The following is a 14,741-nucleotide window of genomic DNA, read 5'->3' as shown; positions in this document are numbered from 1 at the left end:
CCTCAGTCGGACCCGGTGCGCCGGGGACCGGCGGCGTGCAGTCCTTCGGCGCGGAAGGCGAGCAGTCGCACCGCGGCGTCGACGCTCGCCGACAGGATCTCGTCCGGGTCGCCGGTCAGGGCCAGCCTCCGGTGCCCGGCGTCGTCGGCGGTCGCCCAGCCGAGGTACACCGTGCCCGCGGGGTGGCCGCCCTCCGGACCCGGTCCGCCCACGCCCGTCGTCGAGACGCAGATGTCGGCGTCGAAGAGCTCCCGCGCCCCCCTGGCGAGCTGCTCCGCGCAGGCGGCGGAGGTCGGGTCGGTGCCCGGGGTGAGCCCCAGCACCCTCTCCTTGACCTCCGTGAAGTACGCGACGATGCCGCCGGCGAACCAGCCCGAGGCGCCCTCGCCGGCACCGATCGTGTTCGCGAGGCGTCCGGAGGTGAGCGACTCCGCCACGCTCACGCGCAGACCTCGACTGCGGGCGAGCTCGCCCAGGTGTTCGAGGTCGGGGGTCTCGTTCGGTGCGGTCATCGGGGCGCTCCTCTCGTCGGTTCCCCCTACGCTACGGACCCCGCGGCGCCCTGTCGCAGGGGATTGACAACGGCGTCCGCGTCAAGCCCCTGGAGGGCCGTCGTCCCGGGCGCCATCGTCGAGGGAGTCACACCGACGAAGGAGGCGGACATGGCGGAGGATGCGCGGGACACCGCGGGAATGCGGGCGGTCTTCTGGATCTGGGCGGGGATCATCGGCGTCGGTCTCGCCGTGATGATCGGCCTCCCGCTCGGAGGGCGATGACGATGGGCTCGCGGATCAAGGACCACGCTCTCAGTCTCTTCTTCCTCGCGCTCTTCGCGCTCGCGCTGGCAGGCCAGGCCGTCGCCGGCTACCTCCGCAACAACGACGAGCTCCTCGATCATGGGCAGCCCACGATCGGCTTCGGCGACTTCCTCTGGTCGTCGGACTTCGCCGTGGACGTCGCCGAGAACTGGCAGTCGGAGTTCCTGCAGTTCTTCCTCTTCATCGCCGCGACGATCTGGTTCGTGCAGAAGGGCTCGCCGGAGTCGAAGAAGCCCGGCGACGAGGGGCCGGGCAGCGATGCGGATCAGCTCGTCGGCGCGCACGCCCGCCCGGACTCTCCGCGGTGGGCCCGGGCGGGCGGATGGCGAGCGGCGGTGTTCGGCAACTCGCTGCTGCTCGTGATGGGGGCGGTGTTCGTGCTGTCCTGGTTCGCGCAGTCGCTCGCCGGGACGGTCGTCATGAACGAGGAGAACGCGATGCACGGCCTCGCCGCGATCACCTGGGGCGACTACGTGACCAGCTCCGACTTCTGGGACCGCACGCTGCAGAACTGGCAGTCCGAGTTCCTCGCGGTCGGGACGATGGTCGCGTTCGCGATCTACCTGCGGCAGCGGGGGTCAGCGGAGTCGAAGCCCGTCGGCACCCCGCACCATCAGTCGGCCTTGGAGTCCGACTGAGACAGCTCGTCGTTGACGTCGGCCTGCGAGAGCCGCTCGTCGTCGGCGTCGTAGCCCGGACGCACCTCCTGCAGCGGCTGGTCGGAGTACTCGCCGCCCTGGCGTCCGCCGAAGGGACGGCCGTGGTCGGCGAACTCCTCGCGGGCGAAGACCAGCTCCCACGGGCCCACCGTGAAGCGCGATCCGGTACGCAGCGTCTCCGTGCGCTCGCCGGGGTGGGTCGCGTCGGCGTCGGGGTTGGAGTTCATCTCGCCGTCGGCGTGCAGGGTCACGACGTACTCGTCGCGGTCGTCGTGCACGACCGTCGCATGGACGGGCTCGGTGTCGGCCAGGCGCAGCTCGTTGCCCGCGGCGGAGCCGATGCGGACCTCTTCCACGTCGAGCGCGAACTCCGTGCGCTCGTCGTCGCGCCGCACGCGCAGTCGCGGGTTGCCCGCGCCGCGCTCGGCGTGGGTGGTGCCGGGCGTGTAGCCCTCCTCGGGGCGGTCGTCGATGTGGCGGTCAGTCATGGCGGTGCCCTCCTCGGGTGTCGATGATTCGAGGCTAATCGCCGCGCGGATCGTGCGCAGGGCCTTGACTTCGGCATCCGCGCCTCCCTTGCCGGCTGATTTGCCGTGCGCCCCGTCCGAGGGCTTACCCTCTACCCATAGGCCGATCCCGGCAGTGTCCGCCGGGCTGAGGACCACCCGACCGAGGAGCATCACCCGATGGGCAAGTTCATCTACGAAGGCAGCGTGAAGACCGAGATCGAGGACCGGGCGCTCACGCACCTGCAGCTCGTCATCACGGCCAAGCTGCGTCGCGGCGAGCCGTTCCCGTTCAGCTGGCGCGAGGACGCCAGCGTCGGCGGCGGCCGGACCACCGTCTGGATCCAGCCGGGCAGCTCGCTCGTCTTCAAGTACTTCGGCAGCCGCCAGCCCGCCGTCAACCGGGCCTGGGTCGAAGCGCTCGCCTTCACCGCGAACTCCCCCAGCGGGCTCTATCTCGTCCCCGAGCCCGCCGAGGGCGCCGAGCCCCCGCACGGCGACGCCTCCTCCGCCGGCTGATACCTGCTTTCGCGGAGACCGCCCCGGGCTGTCAACCCCCTGCCGTCCGCCCTCCGAAGCCGCGAGGCTCGATCACGACCCGATCGACAGCCCCATGACAGGAGGAGCGGACATGACCGACACCACCCGCGACGGCGGCCTCACCGACCCCCGAAGCGCACATCGTGAGGACGGCTTCCCGGCGCAGAGCCAGGACCAGCCGGGCTTGACCGAGAAGACGACCCCGGAGCCGGACCACGGCGAGCAGTCCTACGTCGGCCACGGGCGGCTCGAGGGGCGGCGTGCTCTCATCACCGGCGGCGACTCCGGCATCGGACGGGCGGTCGCCATCGCGTTCGCCCGCGAGGGCGCCGACGTGGCCATCGTGCACATGCCCGAGGAGCAGGCGGACGCGGAGGAGACGCTCGCGCTCGTCCGCGAAGCCGGTCGCACCGGCGTCAGCATCCCCGGCGACGTCCGCGAAGAGGCCTTCGCGACCGACGCCGTGCACCGCGCGCGCCGCGAGCTCGGCGGCCTCGATGTGCTCGTCCTCAACGCGGCCTACCAGCACGACATCGACGGGTTCGAGAACCTCGACACCGAGAAGATGCGCCGCGTGTTCGACACGAACCTCGCCGGCCTCGTGTTCTCGGCCCGTGCCGCCTTCCCCGACCTCGAGCCCGGATCCAGCATCATCGTGACCTCGTCGGTGCAGTCGGCGCAGCCGTCACCGGGGCTCATCGACTACGCCATGACGAAGGCGGCGCAGGTCGCGTTCGTCAAGGCGCTCGCGGAGGAGGCCGGGCCGCGCGGCGTGCGCGTCAACGCCGTCGCGCCGGGTCCGATCTGGACGCCGCTGATCCCCGCGACCGGATGGGGGCCGGAGCGCCTGGAGACGTTCGGTCAGGACACCCCGCTCGGACGCGCGGGGCAGCCCGCAGAACTCGCCGGCGCGTACGTGTACCTCGCCTCGGCGGAGTCGTCGTACGTATCCGGCGCGGTGCTCGCGGTGACGGGGGGCAAGCCGCTCTGATCCGTGCGCGAACGGCGCAGGCGGCGGGGAGGCAGGGCCCCGCCGCCTAAGCTTGTCTGGTGCAGAGACCCGCGGCATCCGGACCCCTCGTGGGCGTCGCGCTCGTCATCGGATCCTGCCTCTCGCTGCCGTTCGGCGCCGCCGTGGCCGCGCAGCTCTTCCCCGTCCTCGGGCCGTGGGGCGTGACGTCGCTCCGCGTCGCGATCGCCGCGCTGCTGCTTGTCGTCATCGTGCGCCCGCGGCCCCGCGCCTGGACCCGGTCGCAGTGGCTCGCCGCCGCGCTGTTCGGGGTGTCCCTGGCCGCGATGAACGGGTTCTTCTACGCGGCCATCGACCGCATCCCCCTGGGGCCGGCTGTGGCCATCGAGTTCCTCGGGCCGCTCGTGCTCGCCGCCGTGCTCACGCGTCGTCTCGCCGACGCGGTCTGGGTGGGCGTGGCCCTGCTGGGCATGGCGCTGCTCGGGGTCGACGGCCTCGTCGGCGCCGAGCCCCTCGATCCGCTCGGCGTGGTCTTCATCCTCATCGCGGCCGGATTCTGGGTCATGTACATCCGGATGAGCGCGCGCGTCGGTGCCCTCATCCCCGGCAGCAGCGGGCTCGCGATGGGACTCGTCGTCGCGGCCGTGCTCCTCATCCCCGTGGGCGTGCCCGCGGCGGCGACGGTGGCGCTGGACCCGCAGCTCCTCCTGCTCGCCGCGGTCACCGCCGTGCTGTCGTCCGTGATCCCGTACAGCTTCGAGCTCGCGGCGCTCCGGCGGCTCCCGCAGCGGGTGTTCGGCGTGCTGCTGAGCCTGGAGCCCGCGTTCGCGACCCTCGCCGGGTGGCTCATCCTCGGACAGGACGCCACGCCGCTGCGGCTGCTCGCGGTGGCGCTCGTGATCGCCGCGAGCGTGGGGACGACGCTGGGCGTGCGCCGCGACCGGAGGGGTGACGGCCCCGCGGGACCGTTCACCGCGCCGATCCCGCTCCCCGACTGACGCCCCTCCGATCGGGCGGCTCTCACGCCCGGACGGCCACCGGCTGCGGCAGCGGGTAACGGCGGCGCAGGATCACCCGCTGCACGAGGGTCCACACCACCGTGACCGTGAGGTAGAGCGCGGCGGCCAGGGGCACGAAGGCCGCGAAGACCGCGGTGAGGTAGTGCAGCGCCGACATCATCCGGAGCACGCCGGGGGAGCTGAGCGGGGAGTCGTCGCCCTCGACGGGGGCCGGTCGGAACACCCGCCGGGTGACCTCGGCGACGGCGATCATCACGGCCAGCAGCACCCCGAAGACCGCGAACGTCGCCGGGGTCGCGGTGCCGCCGAACAGCGCCGACACCAGGCTCGTGCCGAGCGGGGCGCCGAAGAGGTCGTGGGTGAGCAGCTCGTTCGGGTGTCCGGCGATCTCCGGTCGCAGGAACAGCGTGTAGAGCAGGCCGACGACCGGTGCCTGCGCCAGCACGGGCAGCATCCCGGCGAAGGGCGAGGTGTTCTCGGCTCGGTAGAGCGCCAACATCTCCTGCTGCAGGCGCTCCGGGTTCTTCCGGTGGCGTTGCTGCAACGCGCGCAGCTTCGGGGCGAGGCGGGCCCTGGTCTGCTCGGCCCGGGCCTGGGAGATGCCGACGGGGATGAGGAGGGCGCGCACGAGGAGGGTCACGAGGACCACGGCGAGGGCGGCGGCGGAGGGGCCGGCGAGGGGTTCGAGAAGGGTGGAGAGGCCGTTCAGGGCACCGTAGGCGGCGTCCAGGAGCGCGGCGAGGGGAGGGAAGGCGAAGATGTCCACGGGAAGGTCCGTTCGATGAGGTCGGGAGGGGTCGGCGAAGGCCGCGCGGTCCCGGTCGGACGGACTACGCGGCGGTCGCGACTCCCGGCGCTCGCGGACGAGGGTGTCCTGCGGCATCCGGATCGCTCTGCGGGAGGAGCGTTCCGACATCGATCGCCCGCAGCGGGTGCGGGGCATCGGCGGAGGTCTGGTGGCGCACGCTCAGCGCGAGTGCGAGCGTGAGGACGGTGACGGCGAGCAGCGCGATGGCGAGGCCGAGCGCGGCGGCGTCCGGCATCGTCACGAGGCCGATCGCGGCCGCGACGAAGCCGAGCATCTGCCCGAACCACTCGCTCATGCCGCGAGCTTACCCCGTTCGAATCGCCTGAATTGCTGTATCCGGGCCCCCGATGGAGCCATTCAGGCGATTCGAAGGGCGTAGCGTCGGGGTATGGCGACAGAACTTCTGGGAGTCGAGCATCCGATCGTGCTGGGACCGTTCGGGGGGAGCTCGTCGGTGGAGCTGACGGCCGCGGTCAGTGCCGCCGGTGGTCTGGGATCGTATGGGCTATACGGGTACGACGGCGACCGGATCCGCGCCGTCGGAGCCGAGCTGCGCCACGCCACGGACCGGCCTTTCGCCCTCAACATCTGGCTGCCGCTGGGGGACGAGGTCGCGCCGAACCCGCAGCACGCGGTCTTCGCACAGGCGCTGGAGCCGTTCTACGAGGCCGTCGGGGTTCCGGTGCCGGCCCGCCCCGAGCGCTACACCCCCGACCTCGACGAGCAGCTCGACGCGGTGTGGGAGGTCGCTCCGGCCGTGCTGAGCGTGGTGTTCGGCGTGCCGTCCGCCGCTCTCGTCGCCGAGGCCCGGGGCCGCGGCATCCGCGTCGTGGGCACCGCCACCACCGTCGCGGAAGCCGTCGCGCTCGCCGAGGCCGGAGTCGATGCGGTCGTCGCGTCGGGAGCCGAGGCGGCCGGGCACCGCGTGTCCTTCCTCCGCCCCGCTGCCGAGTCGCTCGTGGGCACCGTCGCGCTCGTGCCGCAGGTCGTGGACGCCGTCGACGTGCCGGTCATCGCCGCCGGCGGGATCGCGGACCGCCGCGGGGTCGCTGCGGCCTTCGCCCTCGGTGCCTCCGGCGTCCAGGTGGGGACGGCGTTCCTCGCGACCGCCGAGTCCGCCGCGACGGCCGCACACCGCGACGCCATCCGGACCACCGCCGCCGACGAGACCGTGCTGACCAGGGCGATGAGCGGACGCCTCGCCCGCGGAGCCCGCAACCGCGCGGTGCGGGCGATCGAGGCGAGCGGCACGATCGCCCCGTTCCCGATGCAGAACTGGCTCACCGGACGCTTCCGCGCGGCGGCAGGAGAGCAGAATCTCGGCGAGTTGCAGTCGCTGTGGATGGGGCAGGCCGCCCCTCTCGCCCGGGGGACGACCGCCGCCGAGGTCTTCGCAGAGCTCGCCGCCGGAGTCCCCGGCCGGTGAAGAACGCCGACCGCTGAGCGGCGGAGCGCTACAGGATGACGGTGGAGCGGCCGTGCACGATCACGCGGTCCTCGGCATGCCACTGCACGGCACGGGCGAGCACCAGACGCTCGACGTCGGCACCCCGGCTCTGCAGCTCGGCCGCGGACTCGGAGTGCGTGACCCGCGTGACGTCCTGCTCGATGATCGGCCCCTCGTCGAGGTCGGCCGTGGCGTAGTGCGCCGTGGCCCCGATCAGCTTCACGCCGCGCTCCTTCGCCCTGGCGTAGGGGTTCGCGCCGATGAACGCGGGCAGGAACGAGTGGTGGATGTTGATGACGGGGGCTTCGAGCCGGGTGATGAAGTCGTCGCTGAGGATCTGCATGTACCGGGCGAGCACGACGAGGTCGACGTTGCCGCGGAGCAGGTCGAGCTGACGCTCCTCCATCGCCTGCTTGTCCGCAGAGGGGATGTGCACGAAAGGCACTCCGAAGGAGCGGACGGCCTCGGCGAGGTCCGGGTGGTTCGAGACGACCATGGTGATGTCGATGTCGAGCTGACCCCGCTGCGTGCGCCAGAGCAGCTCCATCAGGCAGTGGTCGTACTTCGAGACGAAGATCGCCACGCGCTTGCGGCGGGCGACGTCGTGCAGCGACCACTCCATGCCGAAGCGCTCCGCGACCGTCGCGATGTCGGCCTCCAGGGCGGGGCGCGCGGCGGACAGACCGTCGAGGTGGATGACCGTCCGCTGGAAGAATCGGCCACCCTCGGAGTCGGTCGAGTGCTGGTCGAGCGAGATGATGTTCGCCCCGTGCCGGGCGAGCACGCCGGCGACCGCGGCGACGATGCCGGGCTGGTCGTCGCAGGCGATCAGCAGTCGGGCGGTATCGGGCTGGGTCATGGCTGCTCCTCGGGGTGTGCATCGATTCTGCCGTGTCGCGCGGGCGGGGAGCGAATCGCCCGCGGCGTCGCTACCCTGAGACCGTGGATGCGAGCGACGTCGGACTGGTGCTGATCCCGCTGCTGGCGGTGGCCGCACCGCTTCTCGCACGCGGCGTCCGTCCGCTCGTCCGGGTGCCGATCGTCGTGTTCGAGCTCGTCCTCGGGATCCTCGTCGGTCCTGCGGTGCTCGGCTGGGTGGAGCCAGGGCCCCTCCTGGAGAAGCTCAGCGACTTCGGCCTGGCCGTGCTGTTCTTCGTCGCCGGCTCCGAGATCGACTTCCGCCAAGTGGCCGGCAAGCCCCTGGCCCGGGCGTCGCTGGGCTGGCTGCTCAGCGTGCTGCTGGGCATCGGGCTCGGATTCTTCTTCGCTCCCGGCGAGGGCATGGTCGTCATCGGGATCGCGTTGAGCTCGACCGCCCTCGGCACGCTGATGCCGATCCTGCGCGATGCGAAGGAGCTGGACACCCCGTTCGGCCGTGCCATCAGCACCATCGGCGCCGTGGGGGAGTTCCTGCCGCTGATCGCGATCTCGATCTTCCTCAGCACCCGGACGACGCCCCTGGCGACGGCGGTGCTGCTGACCTTCGTCGTGCTGGCGGGACTCGCCGTCCTCGTCGCGCACCGGGTGCCGCACGGGCGCCTGCACGGCATCGTGCGCGCGACCCTCCACACCTCCGACCAGTTCGGGGTGCGCTTCGTGATCCTCCTCATCGCGGCCCTCGTCGGCCTCAGCGTGATGCTCGACCTGGACATGCTCCTCGGGGCTTTCGTCGCGGGGGCCATCTGGCGCATCATCATGGCGCGGGCGCCCGAGAAGGATGCGGCCGAGGTCGAGAGCAAGATCGAGGGTCTCGCGTTCGGCTTCCTCGTCCCGGTGTTCTTCCTCTACACGGGGGTGACCTTCGACCTGCAGGCGCTGCTGACATCTCCCTCGGCGATGTCCCTGGTGCCGGTGTTCCTGCTGGCGCTCCTGGTGATCCGCGGATCGGCCGCGCAGCTGTCCGCCCCGGCGGGCGCGAGCGGACGCGACCGCGCCGCGCTCGGCCTGCTCGCGGCCACCGGGCTGCCGATCATCGTCGCGGTCACCGCGATCGGTGTGGATCAGGACATGCTCGACTCCGGGACCGCGGCCGCGCTCGTCGGGGCGGGCATGCTGTCGGTGCTCCTCTACCCGCTGATCGGGATGACGCTGCGTGGCGATCGTGCGCAGGTCGCCGGCCCGCGCCTCGCCGACCAGACCACGCTGGGGGAGCTGTGACCACCGCCTCCGCCCTCTTGACCCAGGCCGTGCAGGAGCTGGCCGGTGCACCCCGCGAGGGCCTCGGCGAGGAGAAGGACTCGCGCTGGCGCGGGCGGCGGATCGTCCGTGTCGGCGAGGCCTGGCACCTCGGCGTCATCCTGCTCACCGACACGCATGCGCTGGCGACGGCGGAGGTGCTGCGAGCCGCCGACCCCGGACGGCGGGGATACACCGCCGAGTCGGCGCGCGCACGGGCCGAGCGCCGGGCCCTCGCCCTCCGCGGCGGCTTCCACGAGGGGGATGTCGTGCACGTCGGCTGGAGCGTGATCGACGTCGACGCGGTCGACGCCGGAGGCTCCTCCGGTCCGCTCGCGCTCATCGACGGCGTGCCGTCCGTGCGCTGGAGTCAGGCCGGCGGGTTCAAGCCGCTGGAGGCTTACCTGCGCGAGCGCGTCCCGCTGCTCCGCGGCGATGCCCCGGTCTGATCTCAGCCGAACAGCTCGGCGAAGCGGCGGAGCAGGGCGGCACCCTCGGTGACCGAGGCCGCGAGGACCTCCTGCTGCACCGCGTCGAACTGCGCCGGATCGAAGTACCCCGTCGTGCGATAGAACGTCATCCGATCGGCGAAGTCGCGCGGCGTCGGCTCGGGATGGAACTGCGCGGCGTACAGGTGGGTGCCCACCCGGTAGGCCTGCACGGGGCAGACCGCGTTGGTGGCGAGCAGCACCGCCCCCGGCGGGGTCGCCGCGGCGCTCTCCTTGTGCGCGGTGAACACGGTGAGCGCGGGGCCGGAGGGGCCGAACACGGGATCGACCGCGCCGTCGGGCGTCGTGTCGATGACCGTCGCGCTCGCCGCCTCCGGCATGGTCGTCACGACCTCGCCGCCGAGGAGCCGGGTGAGCACCCCGATGCTGAAGCAGGTGAAGAACGCGGCGATCCGCTGTTCCCGTGCGGCGCGGGCGAGCGTTTCCAGATCGGCCTCCACGCGCCGCTGCACCGGGGTCTTCTCGATATCGGTGACATTGAAGGGAGAACCGCCGATGACGACGCCGCGGTAGCGGTCGAGGTGGGCCTCGGTCAGCGGCTCGTGCAGCAGATCGAGACGATCGACCACGTCGACTCCGAGCGCCCGCCGGAACGAGGCGTGCTCGGCATCCGCCGCCCCGGTCTCGGGTCGCACGCAGACGTAGAGAAGCGAGGCCATCAGGCGATTCTAACGAGGGGGAGGGTGCCGGCCCGACGGCTCAGCGCGAGGAGTTCGCGGTGCGGCCACGGACGATCCCGACGAACGTCTCCACATCGGGCGTCGTGCGGGCACGGGGCCAGGCGAGGGCCACGGTCGAGACCGGACCGTCGGCCAGGATGCGGTGATCCACGTCCTTCCGGTGGTGCAGACGGGCGAGCGACATGGGCACGATGACCACGCCCACTCCGGTCGCTGCGGTGGCGATCGCATCCGCCGTGGACAGCGGTCCGACGCGGGCGGGGGCGGTGCCGGGCAGGTCCAGCGGTCCGAGCACACCGTCGGACAGCGGGAGCACCACTTCGCCGTCGAGGTCGGCCGCCGTCAGCTCATCGGCGGCGAGGAGGTGGGAGTCCGTAGACGTGATCACCACCGGGACCTCGTCGTAGAGCGCGATCACGTGCAGGGCGTCGTCGTCCAGCGGGAGGCGCACGAGGGCGGCGTCGAGATCGTCGAGCGCCTCTCGCTGCCCGGCGACCTCGATCGCGACGAGCTCGAGGGCCACATGGGGCAGACGCCTCTTCCAGGTGTCGATCCACTTGCCCGGCGTCGCTCCGGGCACGGCGCCGAGGCGGAGCGTCCGCGGTTCCTCGGGTACGGGGACCGGTGCGTCGAACACCACCTTCTCGGCGCGGGGTGAGCGGCGCGGGGCCGGCTTCCCCTGGCGTGAGCCGCCGCCCGCGGCACGGCCCCGGTGGGCGGGTGAGCCCTTGCCGGAGCCCTTCGCGGGTCGTCGTCCCTGGTGCGCCATGGGATCCAGGCTACTCGGCGTCCTCCGAGTCCTCGGCGGGGGAGCTCCGCTGGGTCCGCCGGACCAGTCCGGCGACACCGCCCACGAGGAACAGCGCCCCCGCGGTGAGGAGCACGATCGTGAGCAGGGTGGCGGGAGTCATCGTCCCCACGCCGTCGGCCAGCGCGGCGCGGCGATCCGCGTCGGCGAGGAACCACAGCGCCCCTGCGGCGACCGCGGCGAAGGTCATCCCCCAGATGACGGCTGCCCAGCGCACCCGGGGTGCGGTGATGGTCTCGGTGCTCATTCCTGGCCCTCCTCGGGCTCCTGCAGGGTCACGACGATGAGGCCGCTCGCCTGGTCGATGGTCACGGGCTGGATCGTGGAGGGACTGCCCTCCCCGGCGGAGATGTTCGCGGAGATGACGTTCTCCTCGCCCCGCGGCGTCGCGGCGATGACGCCGGTGTCCATGACCATCGGATCGTCCGGGTCGAAGCGGATCCAGTTCACCTCCACGTCGTCGCCGACGGTGCCGCGCAACTGCAGCTGGACCCCGGCGTCGACGAAGATCTCGGTCCGCCCCGAGCCCTTCTCGATCTCGATGGGGCGGGGGCCGCCGTCGTGCCGGTGGAGCTGCAGGTACAGGTCGCCGAACGGCTGTCGCACGTGCGCCTCCTGGTTGTTCGTGAGCGAGGCGTACCCGAGGGTGAGGCGGGGCATCGTGGACAGGAAGCCCGTGAGGAGGCCGGTGGCCAGCGTCAGCACGGTGAGGAAGGCCAGGGCGCCACTGCGGCGACGGAGGGCTCCGGCCGTGATCATCGCCAGGGCCAGGACCAGCGCGCCGGACAACAGGCCCAGCGCGCCGCCGAGGGCTTCACCGACGGCGAGTCCCACGCCGGCGCCGACGACGATCGCGAGTCCGAGGGCGGTCATGACGAAGGCGAAGCCGGCGCGCGGATTCGACGCGCGGCGGACACGTCGGCGCTCCGCGGCTGCGGCGGCGAACACGGCCGCCTCGGCCTGACGCTCCCGGCGGAGCTGGTCGCGGGCGGCGCGCTCCGCATCCTGCTGCTGGCGGCGCCAGGCCTGATCCTGCTCCTTCCAGGCGGCGTGCTGGGCGCGCCAGGCCTCCAGCGCGGCGGGGTCCTGGGTGCCCGGAGGCAGGGGCGCCGGAGGTGCGGGGATGGCGAGGATGTCGTGCCCGGCGGCGTCGGCGAGCGGTAGCGAGACCGGCGTGTCCGTCGCCGGGGAAGGAATGGCGTCCGCCCCCGTGGCGGGACCCGAACCCGCGTCGGGGGCGGACGCGGCCGGGGCCGCCGGATCGGCGGAAGCCCCCGCCGGATCCGGCGCGGAAGCGCCCGGAGTGCGGCGCGCCGCACGCACGATGAGGAAGAGCAAGGCGCCGGCGAGCACGAGGCCGACCACCCAGGTGAAGGTCGACAGTGCCGACCAGCCGTCGTAGCCGAGGCCGAACAGGCGCCCGGTGAGCGGCGCCGTCGGGAAGAGACCGATCACGGCGAGGGCGAGGATGCCGAGCTGCACGGGGTCGAACCGGCGCTGCAGCAGATCGCGCAGATGCACCCGGCCGTCGACGTCCGGCAGCACAGCCCAGGCGAGGGCGTACAGGAACAGGGCCGGAAGACCGAAGAGGGCCGCGACGACGAGGACGCCGCGCACGATCAGCGGATCGATCCGGAGGCGGATCGCGATGCCGGCGGCCACGCCACCCAGCCAGCCGTCCGTGCGGACCACGCCGAGGCCGGCGACCCACAGCAGGAACCGGTCGGCGCCCCGCGGTCGGCGGGGGACATCCGGTGCCGGCGCCTCGTGGTCGGCGGGCGGTGGCGGAGCGGTCGGAATCGTCATGAGTCGATCCTCGCGGCCGGCGGTGCCGTGGGGCCATGGGGGGATCCCCTGAGCGCACCCTGATTCCGCGCCGGGGAGGTCCCGGAGACGCGAGGCGGATGATTGGATGACGGTATGCCCTCCGCCGTCTCCACGCTCCCCGGCCCCGCGCCGGCGACCGTGCGTCCGGCGCTGACCCGCGACCGCGACGCCCTCGTGACCGGAGTGAGCGCCGGGCTCGCGCGGCACCTTGGAGTGCACGTGCGCCTGGTCCGGGCGCTGTTCGTCGCCCTGACGCTCTGCGGGGGTGCGGGCGTGCTCCTGTACGCCTGGTGCTGGACTTTCATGCCGTGGACGGAGGGGACGACGGCGCCGACGCGTCGCCTCCCGGTCGCCTGGCTCCTGCTGGTCCCCGCGGCCGTCGGCGCCCTCGTCGTCGTGGTGTGGCGCGGGGGCAGCGACTGGTTGAACGGCTCGATCCCTCCGGGGGCGGCGGCCGTGGTGGTCGGCGGGACCACGCTGTGCGCGACCGCCTCCGGGCTGTGGGCGACGCTCATCGATCGCACCGACACGGCCCGCGGTCCTCGGCACACCACCACCGTCCGCATCCTCGCGGTGCTCATCCTCGGCCTCGTGGTCCTCCTGCTCCTCTCGTGGCCGATCGCACGCTCGGGCGTCGTGCTCGTGCTGCTCCCGTCGACCGGGCTGGTGGCGGTGGTGGCCTCAGCCCTCATCCCGCGCTGGCGGGAGCTCGCGGGGGAGCGCGTGCGCCGCATCCGGGAGGAGCAGCGCAGCGTCATGGCCGCCCACCTGCACGACTCGGTGCTGCAGACGCTCGCCCTCATCCAGAACCGGGCCGGGGCATCGAGCGAGGCGGCACGGCTGGCCCGTGCGCAGGAGCGGGAGCTGCGCGCGTGGCTGTACGACGGCGATGCCCCGGCCGACAGCGACCTGCCGACCGACCTGCGGGACTACGCCGGAGCGCTCGAGATCGACCACCCGGTCCGGATCGACGTGGTCTCCGCCGGGCTGTCGGCGGAGCGGGCGAGCGGGGAACTGGCGGCCGCAGCCCGGGAGGCGATGCTGAACGCCGCCCGGCACGCGGGCGGTGAGATCTCCGTCTACATCGAGGGTCGGGTCGACGGCGTCGACGTGTTCGTCCGCGACCGCGGTCCCGGATTCCGGCTCGACGAGGTGCCGGGCGACCGTCTGGGCGTGCGGGAGTCGATCATCGGGCGCCTGCGTCGCGCGGGCGGCACGGGTTCGGTGCGCAGCGACGACGCCGGTACCGAGGTGCATCTGCGCCTGCCCACCGTCTCGTCCCCGGAACGGGGCGCCGGCCGACAGGAGCCCCGTGGCTGACCGCCTCCGCGTCGTGATCGTCGACGACCACTCCATCTTCCGCTCAGGTCTGCGGGCCGACCTCGATGCGAGCGTCGAGGTCGTGGGCGAGGCGGCGGACGTGCCCTCGGCGATCGCCGTCATCGTGCAGACCGCCCCCGACGTGGTGCTCCTCGACGTGCACCTCCCCGGCGGCGAGGGCGACGACGCGGCGGGCGGGGAGGCCGTGATCCGAGGGACGGGACCGAGCACGACGCGGTTCCTCGCGCTGAGCGTCTCCGATGCGGCGGCCGACGTCGTGCGGGTGATCCGGGCCGGTGCGCGCGGCTACATCACGAAGGGCTCCTCGGGTCGCGAGGTGAGCGCCGCCGTGCACGCCGTCGCCGAGGGGGACGCGGTGTTCTCGCCGCGGCTTGCGGGATTCGTGCTCGACGCGTTCGGCGCCGTGGCCGGCGAGACCGCCACCGCGACGGACGAACTCGACCGCCTCTCCGCACGCGAGCAGGAGGTGATGCGGCTGATCGCCCGCGGCTATGCCTACAAAGAGGTCGCCGCAGCCCTCTTCATCTCGATCAAGACCGTCGAGACGCACGTGTCGTCGGTGCTGCGCAAGCTGCAGCTCTCCTCCCGCCACGAGCTCACCGCCTGGGCGTCGGAGCGGCGCCTGCTCTGAGAG

18 protein-coding genes are annotated in these 14,741 nt (G+C 72.7%); 9 read left to right on the top strand and 9 right to left on the bottom strand.

Annotated features, from left to right (window positions below; genetic code table 11):
* Positions 1–2: 2 nt before the first annotated feature.
* Entirely contained in the window at positions 3–512 is a 510-nt protein-coding gene (locus tag ACIQID_RS15970) for a CinA family protein (RefSeq protein WP_312675737.1), read from the bottom strand.
* Between the two features lie 266 nt (positions 513–778).
* Here ACIQID_RS15970 and ACIQID_RS15965 point away from each other — a divergent pair, with 266 nt between their 5' ends.
* Positions 779–1,456, top strand: coding sequence for a DUF6766 family protein (locus ACIQID_RS15965; RefSeq protein ID WP_400287140.1), 678 nt, complete (start codon positions 779–781; stop codon positions 1,454–1,456).
* Here ACIQID_RS15965 and ACIQID_RS15960 read toward each other — a convergent pair.
* Positions 1,432–1,965 carry an FHA domain-containing protein gene (locus ACIQID_RS15960; protein ID WP_400286907.1) on the bottom strand — a complete coding sequence of 178 codons (534 nt, stop codon included), beginning with the start codon at positions 1,963–1,965 and terminating at the stop codon, positions 1,432–1,434. The genes ACIQID_RS15965 and ACIQID_RS15960 overlap by 25 nt on opposite strands.
* A 198-nt stretch (positions 1,966–2,163) precedes the next feature.
* On the opposite strand from ACIQID_RS15960, the gene ACIQID_RS15955 reads away from it, so the two are divergent.
* The 3 genes from ACIQID_RS15955 (at position 2,164) to ACIQID_RS15945 (ending at position 4,491) form a co-directional block, all read left to right on the top strand.
* A complete protein-coding gene (locus ACIQID_RS15955; protein ID WP_312675734.1) occupies positions 2,164–2,502 on the top strand; it encodes an ATP-dependent DNA ligase in 339 nt (112 codons plus the stop codon).
* Between the two features lie 112 nt (positions 2,503–2,614).
* Positions 2,615–3,514, top strand: coding sequence for an SDR family oxidoreductase (locus ACIQID_RS15950; RefSeq protein WP_400286903.1), 900 nt, complete (start codon positions 2,615–2,617; stop codon positions 3,512–3,514).
* Positions 3,515–3,573: 59 nt separating this feature from the next.
* Positions 3,574–4,491, top strand: coding sequence for a DMT family transporter (locus ACIQID_RS15945; protein ID WP_312675731.1), 918 nt, complete (start codon positions 3,574–3,576; stop codon positions 4,489–4,491).
* Positions 4,492–4,513: 22 nt separating this feature from the next.
* On the opposite strand, the gene ACIQID_RS15940 is transcribed toward ACIQID_RS15945, so the two are convergent.
* Both ACIQID_RS15940 and ACIQID_RS15935 read right to left on the bottom strand, forming a co-directional pair.
* On the bottom strand, positions 4,514–5,278 hold the full coding sequence (locus ACIQID_RS15940) for a YidC/Oxa1 family membrane protein insertase (RefSeq protein ID WP_400286899.1): 765 nt from the start codon (positions 5,276–5,278) through the stop codon (positions 4,514–4,516).
* Between the two features lie 64 nt (positions 5,279–5,342).
* The gene (locus ACIQID_RS15935; RefSeq protein ID WP_280564960.1) at positions 5,343–5,615 is read right to left on the bottom strand and encodes a DUF6412 domain-containing protein; all 273 of its coding nucleotides are present in this window, start codon (positions 5,613–5,615) and stop codon (positions 5,343–5,345) included.
* Between the two features lie 93 nt (positions 5,616–5,708).
* Between ACIQID_RS15935 and ACIQID_RS15930 the strand changes: the two genes are divergently transcribed.
* Positions 5,709–6,746, top strand: a complete 1,038-nt coding sequence (locus ACIQID_RS15930; protein WP_400286895.1) for an NAD(P)H-dependent flavin oxidoreductase — start codon at positions 5,709–5,711, stop codon at positions 6,744–6,746.
* A 28-nt stretch (positions 6,747–6,774) separates the two neighbouring features.
* On the opposite strand, the gene purU is transcribed toward ACIQID_RS15930, so the two are convergent.
* Complete coding sequence (gene purU, locus ACIQID_RS15925; protein WP_400286892.1) at positions 6,775–7,626, bottom strand: formyltetrahydrofolate deformylase; 852 nt, start codon at positions 7,624–7,626, stop codon at positions 6,775–6,777.
* Positions 7,627–7,709: 83 nt separating this feature from the next.
* Between purU and ACIQID_RS15920 the strand changes: the two genes are divergently transcribed.
* Together ACIQID_RS15920 and ACIQID_RS15915 are read left to right on the top strand one after the other, a co-directional pair.
* Positions 7,710–8,924, top strand: a complete 1,215-nt coding sequence (locus ACIQID_RS15920; RefSeq protein WP_062632981.1) for a cation:proton antiporter — start codon at positions 7,710–7,712, stop codon at positions 8,922–8,924.
* On the top strand, positions 8,921–9,391 hold the full coding sequence (locus tag ACIQID_RS15915) for a glutaminase (protein ID WP_400286888.1): 471 nt from the start codon (positions 8,921–8,923) through the stop codon (positions 9,389–9,391). Before ACIQID_RS15920 ends, ACIQID_RS15915 begins: the two co-directional genes overlap by 4 nt.
* Positions 9,392–9,393: 2 nt before the next feature.
* Here ACIQID_RS15915 and ACIQID_RS15910 read toward each other — a convergent pair whose 3' ends face one another.
* From ACIQID_RS15910 to ACIQID_RS15895, 4 genes are read right to left on the bottom strand one after another with little or no spacing between them, the layout of a single operon-like run.
* Entirely contained in the window at positions 9,394–10,110 is a 717-nt protein-coding gene (locus tag ACIQID_RS15910; RefSeq protein ID WP_400286885.1) for a GMP synthase, read from the bottom strand.
* 40 nt (positions 10,111–10,150) lie between these two features.
* Positions 10,151–10,900 (bottom strand): LysR substrate-binding domain-containing protein, encoded by a 750-nt coding sequence (locus tag ACIQID_RS15905; RefSeq protein ID WP_400286882.1) that lies wholly within the window; start codon positions 10,898–10,900, stop codon positions 10,151–10,153.
* 10 nt (positions 10,901–10,910) lie between these two features.
* Complete coding sequence (locus ACIQID_RS15900; RefSeq protein ID WP_331202076.1) at positions 10,911–11,186, bottom strand: hypothetical protein; 276 nt, start codon at positions 11,184–11,186, stop codon at positions 10,911–10,913.
* A complete protein-coding gene (locus tag ACIQID_RS15895; protein WP_400286878.1) occupies positions 11,183–12,745 on the bottom strand; it encodes a PspC domain-containing protein in 1,563 nt (520 codons plus the stop codon). The genes ACIQID_RS15900 and ACIQID_RS15895 overlap by 4 nt, the downstream gene beginning before the upstream one ends.
* 114 nt (positions 12,746–12,859) lie before the next feature.
* Here ACIQID_RS15895 and ACIQID_RS15890 point away from each other — a divergent pair, with 114 nt between their 5' ends.
* Positions 12,860–14,086 carry a PspC domain-containing protein gene (locus ACIQID_RS15890; protein WP_400286875.1) on the top strand — a complete coding sequence of 409 codons (1,227 nt, stop codon included), beginning with the start codon at positions 12,860–12,862 and terminating at the stop codon, positions 14,084–14,086.
* Positions 14,079–14,738, top strand: a complete 660-nt coding sequence (locus tag ACIQID_RS15885; protein WP_400286872.1) for a LuxR C-terminal-related transcriptional regulator — start codon at positions 14,079–14,081, stop codon at positions 14,736–14,738. Before ACIQID_RS15890 ends, ACIQID_RS15885 begins: the two co-directional genes overlap by 8 nt.
* Positions 14,739–14,741 lie beyond the last annotated feature (3 nt).

The sequence above is a fragment of the Microbacterium sp. NPDC091676 genome, assembly GCF_044756645.1.
GTDB classification, from domain to species: Bacteria; Actinomycetota; Actinomycetes; order Actinomycetales; family Microbacteriaceae; genus Microbacterium; species Microbacterium paraoxydans_D.
Note: the sequence above shows the minus strand (reverse complement) of the source record. Positions and strands in the feature narration are given on the sequence as shown.